The organism is Catenuloplanes nepalensis, assembly GCF_030811575.1.
Taxonomy (GTDB): Bacteria; Actinomycetota; Actinomycetes; order Mycobacteriales; family Micromonosporaceae; genus Catenuloplanes; species Catenuloplanes nepalensis.
Map to the genome: position 1 here is coordinate 4372798 of NZ_JAUSRA010000001.1, position 24594 is coordinate 4397391.

27 protein-coding genes and 1 riboswitch are annotated in these 24594 nt (G+C 72.2%); of the genes, 12 read left to right on the forward strand and 15 right to left on the reverse strand.

Annotation, left to right across the window (positions count from 1 at the left end):
• The first annotated feature begins 5 nt into the window (after nucleotides 1-5).
• A complete protein-coding gene (locus J2S43_RS18780; protein ID WP_306830947.1) occupies nucleotides 6-839 on the forward strand; it encodes a hypothetical protein in 834 nt (277 codons plus the stop codon).
• Here J2S43_RS18780 and J2S43_RS18785 read toward each other — a convergent pair whose 3' ends face one another.
• From J2S43_RS18785 to J2S43_RS18805, 5 genes are read right to left on the reverse strand one after another with little or no spacing between them, the layout of a single operon-like run.
• Entirely contained in the window at nucleotides 840-1205 is a 366-nt protein-coding gene (locus J2S43_RS18785) for a hypothetical protein (protein ID WP_306830949.1), read from the reverse strand. It abuts the gene before it with no gap.
• Nucleotides 1202-1699 (reverse strand): cobalamin biosynthesis protein, encoded by a 498-nt coding sequence (locus tag J2S43_RS18790; protein WP_306830951.1) that lies wholly within the window; start codon nucleotides 1697-1699, stop codon nucleotides 1202-1204. The genes J2S43_RS18785 and J2S43_RS18790 overlap by 4 nt, the downstream gene beginning before the upstream one ends.
• Nucleotides 1696-3120, reverse strand: coding sequence for a cobyrinic acid a,c-diamide synthase CobB (locus J2S43_RS18795; protein WP_306830954.1), 1425 nt, complete (start codon nucleotides 3118-3120; stop codon nucleotides 1696-1698). The genes J2S43_RS18790 and J2S43_RS18795 overlap by 4 nt, the downstream gene beginning before the upstream one ends.
• Nucleotides 3114-3716: a cob(I)yrinic acid a,c-diamide adenosyltransferase gene (gene cobO / locus J2S43_RS18800; protein WP_306830956.1), complete on the reverse strand. Its 603-nt coding sequence runs from the start codon at nucleotides 3714-3716 to the stop codon at nucleotides 3114-3116. The genes J2S43_RS18795 and cobO overlap by 7 nt, the downstream gene beginning before the upstream one ends.
• A 1-nt stretch (nucleotide 3717) precedes the next feature.
• Nucleotides 3718-5805, reverse strand: coding sequence for a VWA domain-containing protein (locus J2S43_RS18805; protein ID WP_306830957.1), 2088 nt, complete (start codon nucleotides 5803-5805; stop codon nucleotides 3718-3720).
• A gap of 82 nt (nucleotides 5806-5887) precedes the next feature.
• Nucleotides 5888-5959: riboswitch (cobalamin riboswitch) on the reverse strand.
• Nucleotides 5960-6292: 333 nt separating this feature from the next.
• Here J2S43_RS18805 and cspE point away from each other — a divergent pair.
• Both cspE and J2S43_RS18815 read left to right on the forward strand, forming a co-directional pair.
• Complete coding sequence (cspE, locus tag J2S43_RS18810) at nucleotides 6293-6496, forward strand: transcription antiterminator/RNA stability regulator CspE (protein WP_306830959.1); 204 nt, start codon at nucleotides 6293-6295, stop codon at nucleotides 6494-6496.
• 184 nt (nucleotides 6497-6680) lie between these two features.
• A complete protein-coding gene (locus J2S43_RS18815; RefSeq protein WP_306830960.1) occupies nucleotides 6681-7001 on the forward strand; it encodes a hypothetical protein in 321 nt (106 codons plus the stop codon).
• Here J2S43_RS18815 and ppk2 read toward each other — a convergent pair.
• The 3 genes from ppk2 to J2S43_RS18830 all read right to left on the reverse strand — a co-directional run bounded on the left by ppk2 (nucleotide 6975) and on the right by J2S43_RS18830 (nucleotide 9544).
• Nucleotides 6975-7907, reverse strand: a complete 933-nt coding sequence (gene ppk2 / locus J2S43_RS18820) for a polyphosphate kinase 2 (RefSeq protein ID WP_370881636.1) — start codon at nucleotides 7905-7907, stop codon at nucleotides 6975-6977. The two genes, J2S43_RS18815 and ppk2, sit on opposite strands and share 27 nt — an antisense overlap.
• A 276-nt stretch (nucleotides 7908-8183) precedes the next feature.
• Complete coding sequence (locus J2S43_RS18825; RefSeq protein WP_306830965.1) at nucleotides 8184-9146, reverse strand: diacylglycerol/lipid kinase family protein; 963 nt, start codon at nucleotides 9144-9146, stop codon at nucleotides 8184-8186.
• A gap of 77 nt (nucleotides 9147-9223) precedes the next feature.
• Nucleotides 9224-9544, reverse strand: a complete 321-nt coding sequence (locus tag J2S43_RS18830; protein WP_306830967.1) for a hypothetical protein — start codon at nucleotides 9542-9544, stop codon at nucleotides 9224-9226.
• Between the two features lie 319 nt (nucleotides 9545-9863).
• On the opposite strand from J2S43_RS18830, the gene J2S43_RS18835 reads away from it, so the two are divergent.
• From J2S43_RS18835 to J2S43_RS18850, 4 genes are read left to right on the forward strand one after another with little or no spacing between them, the layout of a single operon-like run.
• On the forward strand, nucleotides 9864-10871 hold the full coding sequence (locus tag J2S43_RS18835; RefSeq protein ID WP_306830968.1) for a glycosyltransferase family 4 protein: 1008 nt from the start codon (nucleotides 9864-9866) through the stop codon (nucleotides 10869-10871).
• Between the two features lie 52 nt (nucleotides 10872-10923).
• Complete coding sequence (locus J2S43_RS18840; RefSeq protein WP_306830970.1) at nucleotides 10924-12033, forward strand: glycosyltransferase; 1110 nt, start codon at nucleotides 10924-10926, stop codon at nucleotides 12031-12033.
• Entirely contained in the window at nucleotides 12030-13067 is a 1038-nt protein-coding gene (locus J2S43_RS18845) for a glycosyltransferase (RefSeq protein ID WP_306830972.1), read from the forward strand. Before J2S43_RS18840 ends, J2S43_RS18845 begins: the two co-directional genes overlap by 4 nt.
• The gene (locus tag J2S43_RS18850) at nucleotides 13064-14578 is read left to right on the forward strand and encodes a glycoside hydrolase family 130 protein (RefSeq protein WP_306830974.1); all 1515 of its coding nucleotides are present in this window, start codon (nucleotides 13064-13066) and stop codon (nucleotides 14576-14578) included. Before J2S43_RS18845 ends, J2S43_RS18850 begins: the two co-directional genes overlap by 4 nt.
• Before the next feature lie 53 nt (nucleotides 14579-14631).
• Here J2S43_RS18850 and J2S43_RS18855 read toward each other — a convergent pair whose 3' ends face one another.
• The 3 genes from J2S43_RS18855 to J2S43_RS18865 form a co-directional block, all read right to left on the reverse strand.
• Nucleotides 14632-14793 (reverse strand): hypothetical protein, encoded by a 162-nt coding sequence (locus J2S43_RS18855; RefSeq protein ID WP_306830976.1) that lies wholly within the window; start codon nucleotides 14791-14793, stop codon nucleotides 14632-14634.
• An 86-nt stretch (nucleotides 14794-14879) separates the two neighbouring features.
• On the reverse strand, nucleotides 14880-15185 hold the full coding sequence (locus J2S43_RS18860; RefSeq protein WP_306830977.1) for a LapA family protein: 306 nt from the start codon (nucleotides 15183-15185) through the stop codon (nucleotides 14880-14882).
• A 235-nt stretch (nucleotides 15186-15420) separates the two neighbouring features.
• Nucleotides 15421-17448 (reverse strand): glycerophosphodiester phosphodiesterase family protein, encoded by a 2028-nt coding sequence (locus tag J2S43_RS18865; RefSeq protein ID WP_306830979.1) that lies wholly within the window; start codon nucleotides 17446-17448, stop codon nucleotides 15421-15423.
• Between the two features lie 39 nt (nucleotides 17449-17487).
• Between J2S43_RS18865 and J2S43_RS18870 the strand changes: the two genes are divergently transcribed.
• Nucleotides 17488-17631, forward strand: coding sequence for a hypothetical protein (locus tag J2S43_RS18870; RefSeq protein ID WP_306830981.1), 144 nt, complete (start codon nucleotides 17488-17490; stop codon nucleotides 17629-17631).
• 55 nt (nucleotides 17632-17686) lie between these two features.
• On the opposite strand, the gene J2S43_RS18875 is transcribed toward J2S43_RS18870, so the two are convergent.
• Nucleotides 17687-18970, reverse strand: coding sequence for a citrate synthase (locus J2S43_RS18875; protein ID WP_306830983.1), 1284 nt, complete (start codon nucleotides 18968-18970; stop codon nucleotides 17687-17689).
• Between the two features lie 298 nt (nucleotides 18971-19268).
• Here J2S43_RS18875 and J2S43_RS18880 point away from each other — a divergent pair, with 298 nt between their 5' ends.
• A complete protein-coding gene (locus J2S43_RS18880; protein WP_306830986.1) occupies nucleotides 19269-20084 on the forward strand; it encodes a class I SAM-dependent methyltransferase in 816 nt (271 codons plus the stop codon).
• Here the strand turns inward: J2S43_RS18880 and J2S43_RS18885 are convergent.
• Together J2S43_RS18885 and J2S43_RS18890 are read right to left on the reverse strand one after the other, a co-directional pair.
• The gene (locus J2S43_RS18885) at nucleotides 20067-20717 is read right to left on the reverse strand and encodes an NAD(P)H-binding protein (RefSeq protein WP_306830987.1); all 651 of its coding nucleotides are present in this window, start codon (nucleotides 20715-20717) and stop codon (nucleotides 20067-20069) included. The genes J2S43_RS18880 and J2S43_RS18885 overlap by 18 nt on opposite strands.
• A gap of 8 nt (nucleotides 20718-20725) precedes the next feature.
• Nucleotides 20726-21628 (reverse strand): phosphotransferase, encoded by a 903-nt coding sequence (locus tag J2S43_RS18890; protein ID WP_306830989.1) that lies wholly within the window; start codon nucleotides 21626-21628, stop codon nucleotides 20726-20728.
• A 46-nt stretch (nucleotides 21629-21674) separates the two neighbouring features.
• Between J2S43_RS18890 and J2S43_RS18895 the strand changes: the two genes are divergently transcribed.
• Both J2S43_RS18895 and J2S43_RS18900 read left to right on the forward strand, forming a co-directional pair.
• The gene (locus tag J2S43_RS18895; RefSeq protein ID WP_306830991.1) at nucleotides 21675-22145 is read left to right on the forward strand and encodes a nitroreductase/quinone reductase family protein; all 471 of its coding nucleotides are present in this window, start codon (nucleotides 21675-21677) and stop codon (nucleotides 22143-22145) included.
• Nucleotides 22146-22235: 90 nt separating this feature from the next.
• Nucleotides 22236-22865: a M15 family metallopeptidase gene (locus J2S43_RS18900; RefSeq protein ID WP_306830993.1), complete on the forward strand. Its 630-nt coding sequence runs from the start codon at nucleotides 22236-22238 to the stop codon at nucleotides 22863-22865.
• Here the strand turns inward: J2S43_RS18900 and J2S43_RS18905 are convergent.
• The gene (locus J2S43_RS18905) at nucleotides 22843-24285 is read right to left on the reverse strand and encodes an ATP-binding protein (protein WP_306830995.1); all 1443 of its coding nucleotides are present in this window, start codon (nucleotides 24283-24285) and stop codon (nucleotides 22843-22845) included. The genes J2S43_RS18900 and J2S43_RS18905 overlap by 23 nt on opposite strands.
• A 45-nt stretch (nucleotides 24286-24330) precedes the next feature.
• Between J2S43_RS18905 and J2S43_RS18910 the strand changes: the two genes are divergently transcribed.
• On the forward strand, nucleotides 24331-24534 hold the full coding sequence (locus tag J2S43_RS18910; RefSeq protein ID WP_306830997.1) for a hypothetical protein: 204 nt from the start codon (nucleotides 24331-24333) through the stop codon (nucleotides 24532-24534).
• Nucleotides 24535-24594 lie beyond the last annotated feature (60 nt).

The following is a 24594-nucleotide window of genomic DNA, read 5'->3' on the forward strand; positions in this document are numbered from 1 at the left end:
AATCCTTGTCACGGGGACACATAGCCGCGCTCGCGGCGATTCTGTTCGTTCTGGTCGGCTGCGCCGGGCCCACCTCCGACGAGGCGGCGCCGGCCGCGTCGAGCGCGGCGCCGCTGCCGGACCCGAAGTCGGCTCTGCTGGCCTCGGTCTCGGCGCTCGACGAGCTCAACTACGAGTTCAGGCACGGCTCGTCCGCCAACGGAGACGTCTCCGGCGTCGTGCACGGGCCGAGCGGCACGCTGGAGCTGCAGCACCGGGTCAAGAAGAGCGAGACCGACATCTACGACGTGCGCTACCGGCGTATCGGTGACGACGAGTGGATCCTGATGGACATCTCGCGCACCGCGGACATGCCCGCCGGCCTGCCCGACTCGCTGAGCGGCAAGAAGTGGCTGCCACCGGGCGGGATCAGCACGAACGGTTTCGCCGGGCCGCTGCCGTTCACGAAGCCCGGCAAGGGGCTGACCGGCGTCGAGGGCCTGGTCACCGGCGTGGTCACGGCGACGCGGAAGGGCACGGCGACGTTCGCGGGGACGCTCGACCTGACCGGGGTCGAGCCCGGCACGCTGCTGCTGATCCCGGAGGAGGCGCACCTGGCGGCGCTCGGCGACAGGGCGCGCGCACTGCCGTTCCAGGCGACGACCGACCACAAGGGGCGGATCCGGCAGTTCTCGTTCGAGGTGCCGGGAGCGGGCGAGTTCCGGCCGGACCAGATGACACTGAGCTTCGAGCAGTACGGTACGGCCCGCCCGCCGTCGGCACCGCCGGCCGGCGAGGTCGGTTCGGCCGGCGATCTGAAGGCGGCGCAGGACGCGCTCCGGACGATTCAGCAGAGCTGATCAGTCGCGGGCCGGGGGGTCGACCACGGACAGTTCCAGCGGCGCCGGCAGCTCCGCGACGCCGGGGCCGCCCGCCCGCACCCAGTCGGCGATGTCACGGGTGACGGTGTCGTCCAGCACCAGGCCGAACCAGACCGGCCGCGCACCACGCCGGCGGGCGGCCGGGGCGGGGTGGACGACCATGACGTTGGACTCCTCGCACAGGTCCAGGCAGAGGCTCGTCCTGACCCGGTGACCGGCGGCGGTCAGTTCCTTGCTCAGGCGGTCGAGCTGGCGATTGTGGTCGGTGCGCGGATGCTTGCGGGCGCTGCCACAGCAGCAGTCCCGGCACACGGTGACCAGACATCCGGACAGGTACGGGCTCACTGTTCTGATTCCTCTCCGGCCGCGGGACTCGGCATCGCGATCGCCACGGCGGCGGTGGGCACGGTGCGTTTGGTGACGATCAGGTGTGCCGCCGCGTGGCCGCCGGGCTCGGCGGCGGCCAGCAGGGCGGCGGCCTCGGCGACGCTGGGAGTGCCGACCGCGGCTTGGACCCGCGGCGAACCCGCCGCCTCCGTCGCGACCGCTCCGAGCTCGCCCGCCGAGTAGCCGATCACCGGCCAGCCGCGGGCTGCCGCGACCGCCCGCACGGCGGGGTGATCGGCGCGGCGGTCCAGCGTGGCCAGAGCGACGACCGCCCCCGGCGCTATCTCCCGGTCCGTGAGCACCGCGTCGATCAGCCCGGCGAGTTCATCCCCGGTGGTCTGCGGGCGCACGCCGACCCCGACGGCATAGCGGCACGACCGGGTCGCCCGGTCCGGATCCGGCGTGCCCGCCGGATCCGCCAGATCAGCCGGAAGGGCGTCCCCGGCGGTCACGCCACCGCGGTCGCGGCGGTGACCAGGCGGGAGGCGATCTCCGGCTGGCCGGCCCAGTGCAGGTGCAGGTAGGAGGCGTGCACGTTCTCGGTGACGAAACCCTCCGGCTCGGCGCCGCGCCAAGCCCAGGCCGCGTCCGCGCGCGGGGCGAGCAGCAGGCCGGAGCGCGGGCTCACCATGGTGCGGTGGAACTCGTGCCCGGAGACCCGGGTGCCCGCCGGGGCGATGACGCTGTCCGCGAGCGCGACCGCGTCCCGGTAACCGAGCGTGAGCGTCGGCGTCATCGCGGCCTCGATGTCCAGGACCCCGCACATGGGAGCGTCGTCGAGCGTGCGGCCCAGCCAGAGCAGCCCGGCGCACTCGGCGACGACCGGCGCGCCGGTGAAGGCGAGCCGGGACACCTCGTTGCGCAGCGAGGCGTTCGCGGAGAGCTGGGACGCGTACACCTCGGGGAATCCGCCGCCGACGACCAGCCCACGCGTACCCTCGGGGAGTTTTTCGTCGTGCAGGGGGTCGACGGTGACCACGTCGGCACCGGCGGCGGCGAGGAGTTCGGTGGTCTCGGCGTAGCCGAAGCTGAACGCGGCACCACCGGCGACCGCGATCACCGGCCGCGCTCCCCCGGTCGCCGATCCCGCAGCGCGGCCGTCCGCCGAATCCGCGGTGCGGCCGTCTGCCGAACCGGTCAGTGCCTCGGACGGCGACCACGCCTCCACCGGCAGCGGCCCCGCGGACGAGGCCAGCGCGTACACCTCGTCGAGGTCCACCGACGACGCGATCAGTGCGGCCAGCGCGTCGACCGCGGCCGACGCCTCCGCGCGCCGCTCGACCGCCGGGATCAGCCCGAGATGCCGGGACGGCGCCGCGACCGCGTCGTGCCGGCGGAGCACACCGAGGACCGGCGCGCCCACCTCCTCGCACGCCTCGCGGAGCAGCGACTCGTGCCGGTCGGAGCCGACCCGGTTCAGGATCACACCGCCGATGTGCACGCCGGTGGAGAACGACCGGAAGCCGTGCACCACCGCGGCGACCGATCGCCCCTGCGCGGTCGCGTCGACGACCAGGATGACCGGCGCGCCGATCAGCCCGGCCACGTGCGCGGTCGAGCCGAAGTCGCCCTCGCCCACACGCCCGTCGTAGAGGCCCATGACGCCCTCCACGATGGCGAGCGAGGCGCCGGCCGCGCCGTGCACGAAGAGTGGCGCGACGCGGTCCTCGCCGGCCAGCACCGCGTCCAGGTTGCGCCCGGGCCGCCCGGCCGCGAGCGCGTGGTAGCCCGGGTCGATGTAGTCCGGCCCGATCTTGAACGGGGCCACGCGGGTGCCGCGCGCCGCGAACGCGGCCAGCAGCCCGGTCGCCACCGTGGTCTTGCCGTGCCCGGACGCGGGCGCGGCGATGACCACGCGCGGGATGCTCACCATTCGATCCCCTGCTGTCCCTTGCGGCCCGCGTCCATCGGATGCTTGACCTTCGTCATCTCGGTGACCAGGTCGGCGGCTTCGAGCAGCGCGGGGTGCGCGTCCCGCCCGGTGATCACCACGTGCTGGCTGCCCGGCCGGTCCCGGAGCGTGGCCACGACGTCGTCGACGTCGACCCAGCCCCACTTGATCGGGTATGTGAACTCGTCCAGCACGTAGAACCGGTACGCCTCCGCGGCCAGGTCCTTCTTGATCTGCGCCCAGCCCTGCGCGGCCTCCACCGCGTGGTCGCGCTCGGTGCCGGGGCGCTGGATCCAGGACCAGCCCTCGCCCATCTTGTGCCAGGTGACCGGCGCGCCGCCGGGCACCTCGCCGAGCGCGCGCAGCGCGGTCTCCTCGCCGACCTTCCACTTCGGACTCTTCACGAACTGGAACACCACGATCGGCCAGCCGGCCGACCAGGCGCGCAGCGCCATGCCGAACGCGGCCGTGGACTTGCCCTTGCCCGGCCCGGTGTGCACGGCCAGGACCGGTTGCCGGCGGCGCTGGCGCGTGGTCAGCCCGTCGTCCGGCACGACCTCAACTTTGCCCTGTGGCATGTCAGACCGCCGTCCTCACCGAGATCGCCGACGCGGACAGCTCGTCCAGCGGCATCCAGTCCGCCGAGAGCGCGCCCGCGAGCCGCCGGGCCAGCCCGAGCCGCACCGGGCCGGACTCGCAGTCGACCACCACGGCCGACGTGCCGGACAGCGCGGGCGTCACGGTGAGCGGGTCGGGCCCGCTGGTCGCACGGCCGTCCGTGACCACGACGAGCAGCGGGCGGCGGCGCGGGTCACGACGGCGCTCGGTCTCGATCACGGTCGCGGCGCTACGGAGGCCGGCCGCGAGCGGTGTGCGCCCACCGGTGCGCAGCTCCGCGAGCCGCGCGACGCCGACCTCGTGGCTGGACGTGGGCGGCAGCACCGTGCTGGCCTCGCCGCCACGGAAGGTGATCATGCCGATTCGGTCCCGCCGCTGGTACGCGTCCCTCAGCAGCGACAGCACCGCGGTCTTCACGGTCCGCATCCGCTGCCGCGCCGCCATCGACCCGGACGCGTCCACCACGAACAGCACCAGGTTCGCCTCGCGGCCCACGTGCACGGCCTCCCGAAGATCAACAGCCTCGACGGTACGGCTGCCGCGCCCCGCGGCCGCTCGCAGCGTGGCCGGGAGGTGCGGGGCGAAACCACGGCGGCCGATCGGGGTACGCGCACCGACCACGCGCCCCCGGCGCGCGAACGCGGGCGAGCGACGCCCCGCGTGCGCACCCTCGCCCCGGCCGGTCACCGTGAACGCCTTCGGCCGGAACGCGGCACCGACCGGCGCGGGCTGCGCGGCCCTCCGGTCCTTGCCGTTCCCGGGCGGTGGCGCCGCGTTCTCCTGCTGCGCCGCGTTCTCCTGCTGCGCCGCGTTCTCCTGCTGCGCCGCGTTCTCCGGCGCGCCGTTGCGGCCGGACTGCGGCGGGGGTCCCCCGGCGGGTCCGCCGGACGGGCCACCACCGGGACCGCCCCCGCCGTCCGGCCCTCCGCCGTCCGGGCCGTCGGACGGGTCGCCGTCGGAGGCGTCGCCGTCCGTCTCGCCCGCCGGCGGGTCCGACGGAGGTTCCGGGTCCGCGCCCGCCTCGCTCAGCGCCTCTTCCAGCTTCTCCTCGTCCGCGCCCGGCGGGTCGAGCGGGTCGCGGCGGCGCCGGTGCGGCAGCGCGAGCCGGGCCGCGTCGCGCACGTCGTCGCCGGTCACCACGGTCCGCCCGGCCCAGGCCGCGAGCGCGATCGCCGCGCGCGCCACCACGATGTCGGCCCGCATGCCGTCCACCGCGTAGGCGATGCAGATGCGCGCGATCCGGTCCAGCTCGCCGTCCGGCAGTGTCACGGACGGCAGCAGGTCGCGCGCGGTCACGATCCGGGCCGCGAGGTCGCGCTCGTCCGGCGCCCACCGGGCCGCGAACCCGTCCGGGTCCGCCTCGTACGCGAGCCGCCGCCGCACCACCTCGGCGCGCGCGACCGCCTCGCGCGGCGCCGCCACGTTCACGACCAGACCGAACCGGTCGACGAGCTGCGGGCGCGGCTCGCCCTCCTCCGGGTTCATGGTGCCGACCAGTATGAACCGGGCCGCGTGCTTGACCGAGACGCCGTCCCGCTCCACATGCGCCCGGCCCATCGCGGCCGCGTCCAGCAGCAGATCCACCAGGTGATCCGGCAGCAGGTTGACCTCGTCGACGTAGAGCGCGCCCCGGTGCGCGGCCGCGAGCAGGCCGGGTTCGTACGCCTTCGTACCGTCGGCCAGTGCCCGCTGAAGGTCGAGCGTGCCGACCACGCGGTCCTCGGTCGCGCCGACCGGCAGCTCGACCAGCGGCGCCCGGCGGCTGTCCACGGCACCGGACGCCGCGGCGGAAGCCGCACCGGCGAGCGCGTGCGGCCCGTCCGGGCAGGCCGGGTCCGGTGCGGCCGGGTCGCAGGCGAAGCGGCACCCGGCGACGACGTCGATCGACGGCAGCAGCGCGGCCAGCGCACGCACCACCGTCGACTTGGCGGTGCCCTTCTCGCCGCGGACCAGCACGCCGCCGATCGCCGGCGACACGGCCGTGAGCAGCAGTGCCCGGCGCAGATCGTCGAGCCCGACGACGGCCGAGAACGGGTAGGGAGTGGTCATTCCGCACTCAGAGGCGGCCGCATGCTCGTGTCCCTTCCGCGGGTGTCCACGCCCGCGCTGGTGGTCGGTGCGAGCGGCCGGAGTGACCTGACTCCCGTGCGGCGCTGCCGCGCGGTCACAGTGGCGGGACCGTCCCGGACTCACACCGGGTTTCCTCCGCATCCGCTCGACGGCCATGCTCGCGTACCCCCGGCGCGCACGTCAACGCGGGGTTACGGGCACCGCGGCGTGAACGCCGGGTTTTCACGCGGATTCATCTGGCGCGGGCCGGTAACCGTGTTAGCATCGCAACGTTGCAGTTTTGGTTCCCAGTGTTATCTCTCTCCGAGAGCTCGATTCTCTTAGAGAGTTCGGCAGCGCCTGCGGGATTACGACCGCGGGCGCTTCTTGCGTTGGGGCCGGAAATGCGACGCACGGGCTCGTGAGTTGCGAGCTCATTACCTACGACCTCGCACGACGCGGGGTTCGATTTGGCAAGGAGAAGTACATGGCTGTCGGCACCGTCAAGTGGTTCAACGCGGACAAGGGCTACGGCTTCATCACCCCTGATGACGGCGGCAACGACGTCTTCGCGCACTTCTCGGCGATTCAGTCCAGCGGCTACCGCTCGCTCGAGGAGAACCAGCGCGTCGAGTTCGAGATCACCCAGGGCCAGCGTGGCCCGCAGGCCGCGGACATCCGTCCGCTCTAAGGACCTCACCCACCGCCCGTAGCCATCCGGGCCGGGCGGTGCCCAAGACTTCCCACGAAAGCACCGGCAGCACCACTGCCGGTGCTCTCGGCTTTTCCGGCCCCCTCGGCCATGATGATCGTCACTGTCGTTCACCGGCGACGGTGCGCTCGGCGAGGACATCGCCAACCTGATCATCGACAGCGTGACGGACGGGCTGATCGACGCGGCGCTGCTGCCCGAGATCGAGGACGCGGCCGTCGAGGGCTACCTGGAAGGGCTGCGGGACGGCGGCCGGCACGGCGATCCGGACGACATCCGGCGCGCGATCGCCGCGTGCGGGGCCGCGAAGTACAGCTGGTTCGGGCCCGCCGTGCTCGGCCGCATGATCCGCGGGTCGAGGGCCGGGAACGCCTACGGCCGGCCCCTCGACGACGATGGCGAGGAGCTGGAACGCCTGCGCGGTCTGGTGGAGCTGATCGTCAGGTGGGCGGCCGTCTCAGAGGCGGGGGAAGACGCGCGGTGAGGCCTGGACGCCCTCGACGGCCAGCGAGGCCGGGCCGACGACGAGCGGGTCGGGCGTGCCGACGAGCTTGACGTCCTTGTTCTCGTAGTCGAAGCGGCTCAGCACGTACCGCATGGCCTCGGTCCTGGCCCTTTTCTTGTCGTTGCTCTTGACGACCGTCCACGGGGCGTCGGCCGTGTCCGTGTAGAAGAACATGGCCTCCTTCGCCTCGGTGTAGTCGTCCCATTTGTCCAGCGACTCGAGGTCCATCGGGGAGAGCTTCCACTGCCGGACCGGGTCGACCTGCCGGATCGCGAACCGGGTGCGCTGCTCGCCGGACGTGACCGAGAACCAGAACTTGACCAGCTTGATGCCGGACCGGACGAGCATCCGCTCCAGCTCCGGCGCCTGCCGCATGAACTCGAGATATTCGCTGCGGGTGCAGAAGCCCATCACGCGCTCGACGCCGGCCCGGTTGTACCACGACCGGTCGAACAGCACGATCTCGCCGGCCGCGGGCAGGTGCTGGATGTACCGCTGGAAGTACCACTGGGTGGACTCGCGCTCGCTCGGCTTCTCCAGCGCCACGACCCGGGCGCCGCGCGGGTTCAGGTGCTCCATGAACCGCTTGATCGTGCCGCCCTTGCCGGCCGCGTCCCGCCCCTCGAACAGGACCATCAGCCGCTCGCCGCTCGCCTTGCAGTGGTTCTGCAGCTTCAGCAGCTCGATCTGCAACAGCCGCTTGTCCCGGTCGTAGTCCGGCCGGGGCAGGCGCTCGTCGTACGGGTAGTCCTCGCGCCACGTGTCGACCGGTGACCCGTCCGGCTTGATCAGGATCGGGTCGTCATCGTCGTCGTCGCGGACGTCGTACTCCCCGAGCTGGTCCAGAACGGGCTGAAGATCGTCGCCGTGCGTCATGTCCACCATGACAGGGTGATACCCCGTCGGGGCGTCGCCAAAGATGCCTACGGACGGCGAACATTGCATGAACTGCGACGGATCGCGTGCGGCTGCGGAGACCTGCTCGGCCTTCGTCCCGCTCCTCGCACGCGCTCGGCGGCCTGATCGGCGCCACCCGGATCGCGGCCGGCTCGTCCGCGGTCAAGGTTCGGCACCATCGTCACCACGACGATCGTCCCGGCGGGCGTGCCGGTAGGAGCCGTGTCATCCAGCACGTCATCGGGTGCGCCTCACGCGCGGGTGTCAGGCGCGCACCGGCTCGCGAAGCGCGGCGTCGCGGGCGGCAGCGCCGGCATCATGGGCGAGGTCCGGGTCGGTCGCCGGCTGGGGCACACACAGCAGGAGAGCGTTCGGCCGTACGGTGATCAGCAGCCGGTCGCCGGGCGCGATGAGGTCGCCGTCGAGCTGGCGCGGCTGTGTGCGGCTGGCACGGATGTCGATCCGCGCGGCGGTGAGGATCTCCATGCGGGCCACGGATCTCTTGCGCAGGAGCAGGCCCCAGCCGAGCGTGGCCCAGTGCCACAGCGTTCGCGGGCTGAGGATCGCGATGTCGAGCAGGCCGTCGTCGGGCTGGGCGTCGTGCAGCAGCCGCATCCCGCCCTGGAGCCGGCCGACGTTGCCGACGATCACCGATCGCGCGCGGCGGTGGAACGACGGGCGGTCGTCCAGGGTGATCTGGAGCCGCATCTGACGGCCGCGGAGGTGCTGCACCGCGCCGCCCAGGTAGGCGAGCCAGCCGAGGTGCTTCTTGGCGGTGTCGTTCGTCGCGTCGAGCATGTGCGCGTCGAAACCCATCCCGGCCATGACGGCGAAGCTCTGGTCGCCGGCGGTGCCGACGTCGATGAGGCGGCGGCCGCCCTGGAGCACGACCTCGATGCCGGTGGCGAGGTCGCCGGTGAGCCCGAGGTTGGCGGCGAGCAGATTGCCGGTGCCGGCCGGCAGCACGGCCATGGCGACACCGGTCCCGGCGAGCGCGGTGACGCAGGACATGACGGTGCCGTCGCCGCCGCAGACGAGGACGACCTCGGCGCCGTCCCGGACCGCCGCGCCGGCCTGACCGGCGCCCGGGTCGTCGACGGTGGTCTCCAGCCACATCGGCGCCGCCCATCCCGCGGCGGCGAGCGTGTCGGTGATCGTGCTGCGGAGAAGTCCGAGGTCGGCGACCTTCGCCGGATTCACGACGACGGCGGATACAGGCGTGCGCATACGGGTCCTCACCTGGTGGAGTGGAAGTACACGGCCGCCGCCCCAGGGTGTCCCGGGGCGGCGGCCGTCGGTGCCGATCAGGCGTCGGTGGAGCTGCGGGTGCCGGCCTTCGCCAGGCCGCGGCTGACCATGTAGCCGATGGTCAGCAGGGCGACGTAGAACCAGGCCTGGTCGGCCCGGAAGTAGTCGCCGGATGCGCCGTTGTCGCCGTTGCCGTTGCCGTCGGCGATCAGCGAGGCGATCAGAACACCCAGCACGACCGCGACGTACGCGATGAACTCCGTGGTCTTGTAGGCCGGCTTGGTCTCCGCCCGGCGCCGAGGGGTGGCCTTGAGGGAGGTGTTGCCGGCGGGGGTGTTCAGGTCGTTCTGTGCCGTGCTGTACGTGGAGCTGGTCATGGCGTCTCCGATGACAGATGGTGCGTGGGACCGAATGCGGTCTTCACCGGCGGGGATCCAGGCCGGGAACCGTCCGTAGCGGTCTCGTGGAGCCGCGATTGTCCGCGGCGGTCGATGTCCATATACCCGTGCCGGGTATGACCCAAACGTGGGTTGCGACCGCAGGGTGAGCGGTCGAGGGCGTACCGTGATGAGGTCACCCCGGACCCGGTGGCCGTCCCACTCCGCCACCCGCTCCGGCGCGCCTCCCGATCAAGGGCGTCGGCTGATCGTCTTACGAGGAGCAGTCCATGACGAGTGCCCGTACGCGAAGACGTCTGTGAAGGTCGCCCTGCTCGGGCCGGTAGCGTGGCGGACTCCGCCACGCCATTACGGCCCGTGGGAGCAGGTCACCGGACTGCTGGCCGAAGGGCTGGCGGCGCGCGGCGTCGACGTGACGCTGTTCGCCACCCGAGATTCGATCACCGCCGCGACACTCGACGGTGTCGTGCCGCACGGCTACGGGGACGACCCCGGGCTGGACGGCCGGGTGCAGGAGGCGCTGCACGTCGCGCACGCACTGAGCCGGTCGGCTGAGTTCGACCTGGTGCACAACCATCTCGACTGGTTGCCGCTGGCCTTCGCGGCGCACTGCCGCGCGCCGATGCTGACCACCGTGCACGGCTTCTCCGGAAGCGGCATCCTGCCCGCCTATCGCGACGCCCGATCCGCCTACGTATCGATCTCGGACTCGGACCGGGCGAAAGGGCTCGACTACGTCGCCACGGTCTATCACGGTGTCGACCTCGACGGGTTGCCGTTCACCGCGGCGCCGGGGGACGGGCTGGTCTCGTTCGGCCGGATCCATCCGGACAAGGGCACGCACACCGCGATCGAGATCGCCCGCCGGGCCGGTCGCCGGCTCACCATCGGGGGCATCGTGCACGACGAGCGCTACTTCGCCGAGACGGTGGCGCCGCACATCGACGGTGACCGGGTCGTGTTCCTCGGCCCGGTCGGGCCGGCGGATCGTCCCCGGGTGCTCGGGGAGGCGGCGGCGCTGCTGCACCCGATCGCGTTCGACGAGCCGTTCGGGCTGTCCGTGGTGGAGGCGATGGTGTGTGGCACGCCGGTCGTCGCGTACGCCCGTGGATCGATGCCCGAGGTCGTCGACGAGAGCGTGACCGGCGTGCTCGCCGACGACGTGGACTCCGCCGTCGAGGCGGTCGGCCGGGCCGTCGCGCTGGACCGGTCGCGGTGCCGGGAGCGGGCCCGGGAGCGTTTCGGCGCGGACCGGATGGTCGCCGACTATCTGGCGCTCTACCAGCGGATCGCCCGCCGGCCGTAGCGCCGGTGCACCTCCGACGGACTTCTAAGGTTTCAGGAAGGTCGATCAGATCATGCGTTCCTACGGTTTTCTCAGCACTCATCCGCCAACCCGGTGCGGACTGGCCACGTTCAACGCGGCGCTGGCCGCGCAGCTCGACGGCGGCATCGTGCGCGTCCTCGACGGCGACGTCGCGGGGCAGGCGCCGCCCGGGGTCGTGCACTCCTGGTCCTCGCGGGCACGTGGGGGCTGGCCGGCGGCGGCCGCCGCGCTGAATACGTTCGACGTGGCGATAGTCCAGCACGAGTACGGCATCTATCCCGGCGCGGACGGCGAGGAGGTGCTGCCGCTGCTGCGCCGGCTGACCGTGCCGAGCATCGTGGTGCTGCACACCGTGCTCGCCCACCCGTCCGAACGTCAGCGTTCACTGCTGACCCAGATCGCCGGCGAGGCCGGCGCCGTGGTCACGATGACGAACACGGCCCGGGACCGGCTGCTGGCCGGCTACTCCGTGGACTCCTCGAAGGTGACGGTCATCCCGCACGGCGTCGCGGAGCCGGTCGGCGGGCCGGTCGGACACCGGGACCGGCCGCACCTGCTCACCTGGGGGCTGATCGGCCCGGGCAAGGGCATCGAGTGGGCGCTGCGGGCGCTCGCCCGGCTTCAGGACCTGGATCCGGCGCCGACGTACACGGTGGCGGGCCGGACGCACCCGAAGGTGCTCGAGCTGCACGGTGAGGCGTACCGGGCCGGGCTCCACCAGCTCGGCGCGGAACTCGGCGTCGGTCACTCGGTGGAGTACCAGCAGGTCTACCACGATCAGGCCGCGCTCGGCGCGCTGATCGGCTCGGCGGACGTGGTGCTGCTGCCCTACGACTCCCGTGAGCAGGTCACCTCGGGCGTGCTGATCGAGGCGGTGGCGGCCGGGGTGCCGGTGGTGGCGACGCCGTTCCCGCACGCGGTGGAGCTGCTGCGCGACGGTCCGGGCCTGCTGGTGCCGTACGGCGATCCCAAAGCCCTGGCCAAGGCGATCCGGCGGCTGCTGACCGTGCCGGGGCTGGCCGATCGGCTCTCCCGGCGGTCCGGCGGGGAACTGCGCTGGCCGGAGGTCGCGAAGAGCTACGCCGGGCTGGCGGATCGGCTGCTCGACGCGCGCTCGCACACCGTCGGCGCGGCGGCGTGACCGCGACGCTCGGGCCGCCGGTCATCGCGCCCACCTTCACCCACCTGGCCCGGCTCAGTGACGACACCGGGCTGTTCGAGCACGCGCGGCACGGGGTCGTGCGGCGCGGGCACGGCTACTGCACCGACGACGTGGCCCGCGGGCTGGTCGTCACGGCCCGGGAGCCGGAGCCGTCGGTCACGGTGGCCGGGCTGACCGAGCGGTACCTCGGGTTCCTGACCCATGCACAGGGCGCCGACGGCGCCTTCCACAACCGGCTGGGGTACGACCGGCGCTGGCGGGACGAGCCGGGACTCGGGGACTGGTGGGGCCGGGCGCTGTGGGGGCTCGGCACCGCCGCCGCCCGCAGCGCCGCGCCGTGGATCCGGGAGGAGGCGATGATCGCCTTCCGCCAGGGTGCGTCGCTGCGCTCCCCGGCTCCGCGGGCGATGGCGTTCGCCGGGCTGGGTGCGGCCGAGGTGCTGCGGGGCGATCCCGGCGACCCGGCCGCGGGCGGGCTGCTGGCCGATGCCGCCCGCGCGGTCCTCGGCGCCTCCACGACGTACCCGCTGATGGATCTCGACTGGTTCTGGCCGGAGGATCGGCTCACCTATGCGAACGCGGCGCTCGCCGAGGTGGTCATCGCGGCGGGCCGGCACGGCGGTGACCCGGAGCTGCTCACCGTGGGACTCCGCATGCTCGGCTGGCTGCGGGAGATCCAGACGCGGGAGGGCCGGCTGTCGGTGGTGCCCGCCCAGGGCTGGCGTCGGCACGGGCCCCGGCCCGGCCACGACCAGCAGCCGATCGAGGTCGCCGCGCTCGCGGACGCGTGCGTCGCCGCGGCGGACGCGACCGGCGACCCCGGCTGGGAGGCGGAGATCCGGCGGTGTGTGGACTGGTTCCTCGGCGACAACGACGCGGGCGTCCCGATGTGGGACCCGGGGACCGGCGGCGGATACGACGGGCTCACCCCGGACGGGCCGAACCTCAACCAGGGCGCCGAGTCCACGCTCGCGTTCGTCGCCACGCTCCAGCACGCCCGGCGGTGGTCATGACCGGCGGCCTCGCGACCCGGCTCGATCACACGCTGACGCCGGACCCACGGCGGGTCGTGGTCAAGCTGTTCGTCCCCGGTGAGGACGCGGCCGTGGTCCGGACCCGGGCCCAGTCGCTGATCGACCGCATCGCCCGGCTCGGCGAGGTGGAGAGCGGCGACCTGCTGCGGTCGGTCGTGGAACGGTTCGGCGATCGTCACGGCGATCTGGAGGGATCGTTCCTCCACCACTACGACCTGGTCCGGCACCGGATCGCCCATCCGCTGGAACTGTCCCGCGCCGCCCGGCTGCTGGTCGGCGCGTACTTCAGCCACGAGTACGCGGTCGAGGCCGCGGCGCTGTGCAACCCGTCGATGGTCGCGCACCCGGACCAGAGCGGCCTGGACGCCGGGCAGCTACGGGTCGCGATCAGCCTGCGCCAGATCGGCGAGGGCCACCTGTCGTCCATCGGCTTCGCCACCGCGGTCCTCGGCCCCGGCGGGCGACTGACCGTGGCGGACCGGTCCGGGCCGCTGGTCCTCGGGCAGCGGATCGCCGTCCAGAGCCGCCGGGACCTGCTCGCCACGGGTCTGGACGAGAGCGACTGCGACAACGAGATCTCCGCGACCGTCCTGGACCTGTTGCCGGACCGGTACGACGACGCCACGTTCGAGCGGGTCCTCGCGGAGCTTCCGGCCGACCTGATCAGCCGCAGCACCGGCCCGGGAACCGTGGAGTTGATCCGCCGGATCAGAGCCGACAGCTACGCCAGCACGTTCCCCGCCGACACACGTCTGGAGCAGCGGGTGCTCTGGCCGGCCACGCCACCGGAGAGCAACGGCATGGAGGACGCCCGGTTCGTGATCTTCGCCGGGCCGGACGGTCCGGTCTACCGGGCCACCTACACCGCCTACGACGGACGGCGGATCGCCGGCCGCGAGCTGACCAGCACCGACCTCCGGCACTTCGAGATCACCCCGATGCGCGGGCCGGGCGCCGGCAACAAGGGCGTCGCGCTCTTCCCACGGCCGGTCGGCGGGCGGCAGCTCGCGCTCTGCCGCTCCGACGGAGAGACGATCGGACTGTCCGCCATGGACGAACTGCGCCGGTGGCGTGCGCCGGTGCCGCTGCACAGCCCGCGGCACAGCTGGGAACTCATCCAGGTCGGCAACTGCGGCTCACCGATCGAGACCGAGGCCGGCTGGCTGGTGCTGACGCACGGGGTCGGACCCATGCGGCGGTACGCCATCGGCGCGCTCCTGCTGGACCTGGACCACCCGGAGCGGGTCATCGCCGAGCTGCCCGACGCGCTTCTCGCGCCGGACGGCACGGAACGCGACGGATACGTGCCCAACGTCGTCTACTCGTGCGGCGGCATGGTCCACGACGGCGCCCTGTGGCTGCCGTACGGCGCGAGCGACGCCCGGGTGGGCTTCGCCACCGTCCCGCTCACCGAGCTGCTCGCCGCGATGACGCCAGTCGTCCGGGGTGGACGCCGCGCTCCGGTGGCCGACCCACCGCTTTCCTCGTAGACAGGGAACGGGCTCCGGACGATGTCGTCCGGAGCCCGCCCCCTTCGTCGTGGTCATCGAGCCGGCACGGCCTCCCGCTCATGGCTGTTGCGGCCGGTCTCCACCGAGGCCAGGATCTGCGGCGCGTGCATCGGGCTGCCGACCTCGGTGGCCAGGAGCAGGGCCGCGTCCGCGTTGCCCGGCTCGGTGCCGGGCGGGACGACGAGCAGGTCCACGCGGTCCCCGTTGTCACAGAGCAGATCCCTCCCGTCCGCCGACGGCGTGGTACGCGCGGCGGCGGACGGTGCAATGGGGCAGAAGGTCAGCGGTTCCGGTTGAGCCGGCGCAGTTGCGTGATGCGGGCCGTGCCGATCGCCGTGGTCAGGATCGCGGTCCCCACGGCGGCGGTGAGCAGCGCCAACGCCAGCGGCACCGACCCGTGCCAGGCCAGGAAGCTCACCTCGACGACGCGCGTGTTCTGCAACATGAAGACGATCAGCACCACGAAGAGCAGCGCGGCGACGCAGATGCCGAACCAGGTGGCGCCGGTCCGAGTGCGAGGTGCCGCCTCGTGCCGGATCGGCGCTGCGGTGTCGGCGGGCGGAGTGTGGTCCGTGCTGGCGGACATGTGGTCGCCCCCTCACGGGGCTCGCCGGGCGACGGCATCGCAGAATGGATGGCGTCGGCGCCGGACAAACTCCATGGTACGCCTGTTCGGCCGCCGCCGCCCGGCACGCCGAGGTCACGGGCGCCCGCGTCGGAGACGAACCGCGGCCGTCGGCACCGTTGCCGCGTGCGGGCCGCCGATGGCACGAGGGCTGGGAGGGTGCCCGCCGCCGCGTGGGTGGCGGCGGGCGGCGGGGTCAGCGGAGGCCGTTGCGGATGGCGATCTGGATGACGAGGGCCGGGGTGTCGGTGATGATGCCGTCGACGCCGAGGGTGATGGCGCGCTGGATGACCGCGGGGTCGTCGAGCGTGTACGGGACGACCTTCAGCTTGTCGCGCTGCTGGAGGACCGGGATCGCGGGGCCGTGGAAGTAGGACGGGTCGGTGCGGACGTACCAGTCGGGGTGCGGCGCCGCGGGCTGGGCGGGGTCGTGGACCTGCCAGTTGGCGGAGACGGTGGCGGCGCCGGCGGCGCGGACCAGCTTGCCGAGGTCACGGAAGCGCCACCAGTCGAGGCTGCCGGTCCACGGGCTGCGGACCGACGGGTCGCCGTAGACCGCCTGCAGCGAGCACTCGTCGGCGAGCGACGCGCACTCGGCGGGGCCGTACTGCCAGACCAGCGCGACGGTCTCGATGCGCGGGTCGAGGCGGCGGGACAGCTGAATGGTGCGCCAGTCGAAGGACTGGACGGTGACGCGGGAGGTGAGGCGCGCCTGCTGGATCGCGGTGACCAGCTTGCGGGTGAAGACGTCGTAGCGCTCGGTGTCGTTCACCGTCGGGCTGATCTTCGTTTCGATGTTGAGCCGGATGTCCGACCGGCCGGACGAGCGAACCAGGTCGAACACCTCGGTCAGCGTGGGGATGCGGGCGCCCGGCACCGGCGTCTGGGTGGGCAGGTTCGTCTTCGTACCGCAGTCGAGGGTCTTGATCTGCGCGAGCGTCAGCGAGTGGACCCGGTCGCCGACGTAGGGGTAGGCGGGGTCACCCGGGGTCGCGGGCGCGGTGTCGACGCAGTGCGAGCCGTTGATCGTGCGGTCGTGCAGCACGACCAGGTGGCCGTCGCGGGTGACGCCGGTGTCCAGCTCCAGCGTGGAGATCGCCGGGTTCGCCAGCGACGCGGAGAACGCCGGGAGCGTGTTCTCCGGGAGCGTGGCCCGGCCGCCGCGGTGCGCCTGGATGTCGAACGGCGACCGGTACGCGCGCGGCAGCTGATGACCGCGCGACGCCAGCAGCGTGCGCAGCCGGTCGGGGTAGTCGGTGATCAGGCCGTCGATGCCGTCGTCGAGCAGCTTCGCCATGGTGGGCACGTCGTCGACGGTCCACGGGATGACCTTGATGCCGTTGCGGTGCGCGTGCGCGACGAGGTCGCGCGTCACGTACGGCCGGTAGCCGGGGTCGCCGACCGTGCCGTTCTGCGGGAAGCCGTGCACGGGCGAGAACGCGTACGCGCCGAAGGTCTTGATCGCCCTGATCGGGTCGCCGCCGAACGCGTCGATGTCCAGGCCGCCCAGCCACGGTGACGCGCCGGGCTGCCCGACCTGGAGGAAGTCGTGGTTGGTCAGCGCCACCCGCGGCAGCCGCGGCTCGACCTCGCGGAAACGCTTGAGCGCGCCCCAGTCGAAGCTCTGGATGGTGACCTGGCGCAGCATGCCGGCCTTGCGGATCTCGGCCAGCGTGACCTGCACGAACTGCTCGCGCGGGGCGGTCTCGGACGGCGCCCCGGCCTCGACCTTGGTCTCGATGTTGAGCTTCACGTCGTCCGCGCGGTAGCGCTTGACCAGTGCGAAGACCTCGCTCAGCAGCGGCATCCGGGCGCCCGGCACGGCCAGCTGCCCGGGCTTGTCGGCCAGGACCTTTCCACCGCAGTCGAGGGTACGGACCTGGGCCAACGTCAACGTATTGACATATTTCCCGACATAGGGAAACTCGGGGTCGCCGGCGACCGCGGGGGCGGTGTCGGTGCACTTGGTGCCGGAGACGCGGCGGTCGTGCGTCACCACGGCCTGCCGGTCCTCGGTGATCTGCACGTCCAGCTCCAGCGTGGACACGCCCAGCTGGAGCGCGTTGCCGAAGGACGCGAGCGTGTTCTCCACCCGCAGGCCGAGGCCGCCGCGGTGCGCCTGAAGGTCGAAGGATCGCCGCGAGGAGGCCGACGCGGGCGCGACCAGGACGCCCGCGATCAAGGCCGCGGCCAGGCCGGCGGTCAGCAATCGTCGATTCCACATGGTCCCGCATCGTCGCGGCCCCAGGCGACATCGACGTTAATGCCGCCTTACAGACTCCCGCTGGAGATGGTCGGTGGGGTCCCGCACGTCTTCCAGTCGTTCTTCAACATGATGGACGAGGCCGGTGAGAGCCTGGACCGTGCCGCCCGGTTCGTGCGACAGCACCTCGAGAAGAAGCACTGACAAACGGAGAAACCGCGTCCCCGCCGTACGCCGGGACGCGGTTCTCTCAGATCGTTCAGCGGTCGGTGATCGGGACGAACGCGCGCTCGGGCGCACCCGTGTAGAGCTGCCGCGGGCGGCCGATCTTCGTCGCCGGGTCGTTGATCATCTCTCGCCACTGGGCGATCCAGCCGGGGAGCCGGCCGAGCGCGAAGAGCACCGTGAACATCTTGGTCGGGAAGCCCATCGCCTTGTAGATGAGGCCCGTGTAGAAGTCCACGTTGGGGTAGAGCTTGCGGGAGATGAAGAAGTCGTCGGCGAGCGCGATCTCCTCCAGCTGCATCGCGAGGTCGAGCAGCGGGTCGTTGCCGCCGGTGCGCTCCAGCACGTCCCGCGCGGCCTTCTTCACGATGGCGGCACGCGGGTCGTAGTTCTTGTAGACGCGGTGACCGAAGCCCATCAGCTTGACGCCGGGCTCCTTCTTCTTCACCCGCTCGACGAACGCGTTGATGTCGCCGCCGGACTGGTGGATGCCGTTCAGCATCGACAGCACGGCCTCGTTCGCGCCGCCGTGCAGCGGGCCGAAGAGCGCGTTCACGCCGGCCGAGACGGAGGCGAACAGGTTCGCGTGGGACGAGCCGACCAGGCGAACCGTGGAGGTGGAGCAGTTCTGCTCGTGGTCGGCGTGCAGCACGAGGAGCATGTCCAGCACGCTGGCGACGACCGGGTCGACCTCGTAGTCCTCGGTCGGGACGCCGAACGTCAGGCGGAGGAAGTTCTCCACGTAACCCAGGTTGTTGTCCGGGAAGAGCGCGGGCTGGCCGATCGACTTCTTGTACGCGTACGACGCTATGGTCGGCACCTTGGCCAGCAGCCGGACCGTGGAGATCTCCACGTCCTCGGGATTGAACGGGTCGAGCGCGTCCTGATAGAACGTCGACAGCGCGCTCACGGCCGAGGAGAGCACGGCCATCGGGTGCGCGTCACGCGGGAAACCGCCGAAGAACTGGCGCATCTCCTCGTGGAGCAGCGTGTGCTTGCGGACGCGGGAGTCGAACTCCGCGAGCTGGGTGGCGGTCGGCAGCTCGCCGTAGATGAGCAGGTAGGACGTCTCGAGGAACGACGCCTTTCCGGCCAGCTGGTCGATCGGGTAACCGCGGTAGCGCAGAATGCCGGCGTCGCCGTCGATGTAGGTGATCGCGGAGGTGCAGGAGGCGGTGTTGACGAATCCGGTGTCGAGGGTGACGTATCCGGTTTCCTTCAACAACGCACCGACGTCGACACCCGCCGGACCTTCGACCGCGTTTCGAACCGGCATCGACAGCTGTCCGCCAGGATGCTCAAGCTTGACATCCGTCATGTATTTCCCTCGCTTTACCGGCAGATCTCTGGGTAGACCTTCCGTTCACCGTAAACCCTCCGCCGGGAACCGGCGCAACGGCCCCAGTGAGGCATGGATCACCGAGCGCGGTCATCGCGCCTTAACGCGGCCTTAACGGATGCTGTTCGGTCGAGCTCCGGCGTGTCACAACTGCTTCTTGGGGCACCATAACGCCGCTACGACGCCCGGCGGGTGCGAAATGTGCAGTGCGCCCGTTCTGCCGTATGCCGCACCGTGCCGGTCCCGTGCGGCGCGCCGTCGCGCGTACCGTCAAAGGATGTTGCCGGTTCGCCTCACCGGGGCGCGCGAAACGCTGCTGGTCACGCTCTACGGGCGGGCACTCGACGCACGCGCCGCGCATCCGGTGCTCGGCGACACGATGGCCGCCGAGGCGGTCGACGCGATCGACTACGACTTCGGGGCCGCGCACGTCAAGCCCGGCGTGGCGGCCAGCGTGGTGGTCCGCGCGAAGTTCCTGGACAACTGGGTGCACGAGTTCCTGGACGCGCACCCGGGCGAGGCGACCGTGGTCCACCTCGGCGCCGGGCTGGACACCCGGGTCTGGCGCATCGACCCGGGCCCGGGCGTCGACTGGTTCGACGTGGACTTCCCCGAGGTGGTCGAGATCCGCCGCGCGCTCTTCCCGGAGCGGCCGGGTTACCACGCGATCGGCGCGTCCGTGACCGACGACGGCTGGCTGGAGCGGATCCCGACCGGGCGGCCCACGCTCGTGATCGCGGAGGGCCTCAGCATGTACCTCACCGAGGAGGAGGGCGTCACGCTGCTGCGCCGGATCACCGACCGGTTCAACGGCGGCACCACGATCGCGTTCGACGCGTTCAACTCGCTGGCGATCCGCGCGCAGAAGCTGAACCCGGCGATCCGCGTCTCCGGCGCCACGCTGCACTGGAGCGTCGACCATCCGCGCGACCTGATCCGGGCCGTGCCGGGGCTGCGCCTGCGAGACTCGATCGACGCGCTCTTCGCGCCGGGCACGGAGGAGATGCCGCGCGGGTCGAAAATCTTCGCGTCCGCGTTCCGCCCGTTCCCGGCCGTCCGGCACATGTCCCGATATCTACGATACGAGCGCTGACGCGATCGGCGTGGTGCCGTTGTTGAACTCGACGGTCAGGCCGCGCGTCGCCGGGTCGGCCAGCGCGGCCGCCACGGTCGCGGCCACGTCCGCCCGGGACACCGCGCCCGGCGTCGCACCCCGCGCGGCCGTCTCGATCAGCCCGGTCGGCGCGTCCAGCGTGAGCCGGCTCGGCCGCAGGATCGTCCAGTCCAGCCCGGTGCCGGCCAGGTGCGCGTCGGCCGCGGACTTCGCCTCCGCGTACGGGAAGAAGCCGTTGTCCGCCGGCACCCCGTGGTCCGGCCCGGCCCCGAAGTAGGAGACCATCACGAACCGCCGCACGCCGGCCCGCTCGGCCGCGTCCATGGTCCGGATCGCGGCGTCGCGGTCGACCGCGAACGTCCGCGCCGGGGCGCCACCGCCCGCGCCGGCCGACCAGACCACCGCGTCGTGGCCCGCGAGCAGCGCCGCGATCGCCTCGGTGTCCAGCGACTCGACGTCCGCGACCACGGCGTGCGCGCCGGTCGCCTCGACGTCCGCGGTGTGCTCCGGGTTGCGGAACACCGAGGTCACCTCGTCGCCGGCCGCGACCAGCAGCGGCGCCAGCAGCAGTGCGACCTTGCCGTGCCCACCGACGATCATGATTCGTGCCATGCGGCCGATCATATGGCGGGCGTGAGGTATCCGCTGAGTTCGCGCCAGGCGAGCCGGGCGTCCTCGTCGTCCACGTGCGGCCCGCGCAGTTCGTGCACGAACGCGCAGACGTCGGTGAGCGTCCAACGCAGCCGGTAGAGCGCGGTCGTGGGCGAGTCGTCCGGCGCGACCATCCACAGGTCGCGCTGCGGGGGCGCGACCGCGACCGTGTCCCAGTCGATCAGCCGCAGCCCGCCGCCGGCCGGCAGCATCACGTTGCCCGGATGCGGCTCACCGTGCGTGACCACCCAGGCGTCCCGGGCCGCCGTCACCACCGGGACCAGCGCGTCGTACCGCGCGAGAAGCTCCTCCAGGAAACCCCGGCGAAGAGCCACGATCTCGCGGGTACGCCGGGAGTACGGCCCATCGCTCCAGGGCTCGCCGAGTTCGTCGCCGTGCAGGCCGAGTTCGTCGCGGTGCGGGATGATCAGCCGGTCGACCGGCGTGTCCGCCGGCACCGGCATCGCGTGCAGGCGGCCGAGCGCGGCCAGCAGCTCCGCGCGGGCCGGCTCCGGCAGCGCGTCGCCGAAGCCGTGCGACACGCCGTCGATCAGGCCGGTCACGGAGACCGCGTACCCGCCGGCCATCACGGTCAGGCAGCGCCCGTCCGGCCGGCGACGCGGCGCGGCCACGAACTCCAGGCCCGCCTCGGCCAGCGCGGCCGCCGTGCCGAAGGCCCGTTCCAGCGCGTCCGGATCCGGGCCGGCCGCGACGTTGACGAACCACTCCACGCCGGCCGTGTCCCGAACCCGGTAGTGGTGCGCGCCGTAGCCGACCGGCGCGTACTCGAGCGTCGCGACGGTCAGCCCCCATCCACTGTGGAGGGCCTCGGCCAGCGCGGCGCGGTCGAGATCAGGCGGCTCGGCGAACACGGATGACATTCTAGATTTTCCCGCCGATATTCGGGATCGTGAGCGCATGCGATGGTGGCGGACGATCTCCGCGCGGATGAGCCGGCGGCCCTGGTTCACCCGGTTCGCCGCGGCCGCGGTGCCGCTCGACCGGTTCGTCAGCCGCGTCACCCGGGGCCGGGTGGTCGCGCTCGGCATGCTGCCCAGCCTGCTGCTCACCACCACCGGCCGGCGCACCGGCCTGCCCCGGCGGAACCCGGTCAGCTACCTCCGCGACGGCGACGCGTTCGTGGTGGTCGGCACGAACTGGGGCCGCCCGAGCCCGCCCGGCTGGGTCTTCAACCTGAGCGCGATCCCGGTCGCGATCGTCACCGTCCGCGGCGCCGATCTCGCGGTCCGGGCCGAGGAGGTCACCGACCGGGCCGCCTACGACCGGTACTTGTCCGCGATCGTGGCCCGCTGGCCCGGCTATCAGTCCTATCTGGACACCGCGGGTGACCGTTCGGTCCGGATCTTCCGGCTGATCCCCGTGCCCTGACGTGGAACCGCTCCCAGGCCAGGTGCGGCAAACACTCAGGTCCGGGCCGGTGCCGCCGATGGGTGGTTGAACCAGCTGAGGAGGTGGATCGTGCTGAACGGCATCACGGGCATCACCGCGCGGATCAACGACATCGAGCACCGGATCTCGTCGATGACCCAGCAGACCGCGGCGAAGACCGCGAGCGCGGTGTCGAACACCAGCCAGGCGTTCGCGTCCGCGCTGGCCAGCGCGGTGCACGGCAGCACGGCGGCGAGCACGACGAGCGCGACGACGGGCACCACCGGCTCCACGGCCAGCATGAAGGTCAACTCGGCGGGGATCCCGGAGGACCTGGCCGCGTTCGGCAACGGCAAGATCCCGGCGAACGCGCTGGGGCACGTCGGCAACACCAATCACAAGCTGTGGGCGCCGGCCGCGGAGAAGCTGACCCAGATGATCGCGGACGCGAAGGCGCAGGGCGTGAACATCGGCATCACCGACTCGTACCGGCCGTACGAGGAGCAGGTGGACCTGGCCCGCCGCAAGGGCCTCTACTCGCAGGGCGGGCTGGCCGCGAAGCCGGGCACGTCCGACCACGGCTGGGGCATGGCGACCGATCTCGACCTGAACGCGAAGGCACAGACCTGGATGCGGCAGAACGCCGCGAAGTACGGGTTCGAGGAGGACACGCCGCGCGAGCCCTGGCACTGGGGGTTCAAGCCGGAGAAACTGCAGTGAGCGCCTGGAGCAGCTCGGACTGGCAGATCGGCTCCGGAGCCTGACCCCGGGCCTCTTGCATGGCCTTCTGCAACTGAACGCGACGCAGCGCCTCGCGGATGTCGGCACCGGTCGCGCCCGGGCTCGCGGCGGCCAGCTCGCGCGCGTCGACGTCGTCACCGAACATCCGGAAGCCCGGCGTCTCGTGCGCCGCGATCAGCGCACGCAGCATCTTCGCGATGATCTCGGCGCGGCCGCCGGTGTCCGGCTTCGGCACGGAAAGCTTGATGTCGAACCGGCCGGAGCGGGTCAGCGACGCGTCCACCCGATCCGGGAAGTTCGTCGTGGCGACCACGATGACCTGCGGGTTCGCCTCGATCAGCGTGTTCATCTCCTGCTTGAAGATGCCCGCCACCGAGTTGATCGCCTGGCCGGCCGCGTCCTGCCCGCCGCCGGTGTAACTGATGATCGAATCGAACTCGTCGAAGAGCAGCACGGTCGGCGTGGTGTAGCGGCGCGCCTCCGTGAAGATCTTCTTGATGTTGCGCTCGGACGCGCCGAGCCACCGGTCCAGGATCTCCGGCGTGCGGATCTCGCGCAGCTCACCGCCGATCTCGTTGGCCAGCGCGGTGGCGAGCATGGTCTTGCCGGTGCCGGGCGGCCCGTAGAGCAGGATGCCCTGCGGCCGCCGCGCGCCCCACCGGGCCATCGCCTCCGGGTGGTTGAAACTCACCGCCACCTCGCGCAGCTGGGACACGATGTGGTCGAGCCCGCCGACCTGATCGAGCGTGGTCTTCTCGGTGTTGTCCGCTGTTTCGGGATCCGTCGTCAGCGTGTACCGCCCGCTCAGCTCTCCCCCGGCCAGCTCCGCCAGAACCTCGAAAAACAAGATCACAAAGCCGCGGAGGTACGGCGTGAGCGCGGTGTCAGCCCGGCGCGGCGCCTCGGCGGTCACGGTCACGGACACCTGCTGCGGAATAGCGGACGGCTCCACGTCGTAGGTGACGCGTGCGGACAGCCCGGAGACCGCGTCCACCACGGTCCGGTCGCGGGGCAGGTCCTCCGGCCGCTCCCCCAGCCGCCGGATCGTCTCCCCGGCCAGCGACGCGGTCCTGGCCGCGAACCGCAGCGGGTCCTTCGTCGCCATCTGCCGCGCGATCATCACGCCGACCGGCCCGGCCAGCCCGACCCGGAGCGCGTCGAGCCCGGCCGCGCGCCGCGCCGTGCCCACGAACCGGTAGACCGGCCCGTTCGTCGACAGGCGGCTGCCCGCGGTCAGCGTCACCGCGCGCAGCGAGCCCGGGAACGGCGCGCCGTGCAGCAGCTCCACCGGCTCCGGGCCGGCCGCGGCCAGCAGAATCCTGTCGGGGTCCACGATCCGCACGGACGCGCCCCGGCACTCGACGGTCTCGCTGGGCGGCCTGAGGCGGTCGTCGGTCATGTGTACGAGTCTGCCACGCGGGTGACGATCGGGCAGGATGTGACCATGTCGCTCGCCCGCTTGAAGGACATCTGCATCGACGCCTCCGACCAGGACCGGATGGCCGGGTTCTGGCAGCTCGCACCGCACGCGGCGCGGACGCGTCACGAGACGCACCCGGAGTTCTGGTGGCTGACACCGGGCGTCGAGGACTCCACCATCGTCTGGATCAACGGCGTGCCGGAGTCGCCGCCGCCCTCGGCGTCCTGACCGGGACCTTGGTCCCGGCCCGCCGGTGCACGCGGCCCTGCCGGCCCGGGCCGGCGGCGG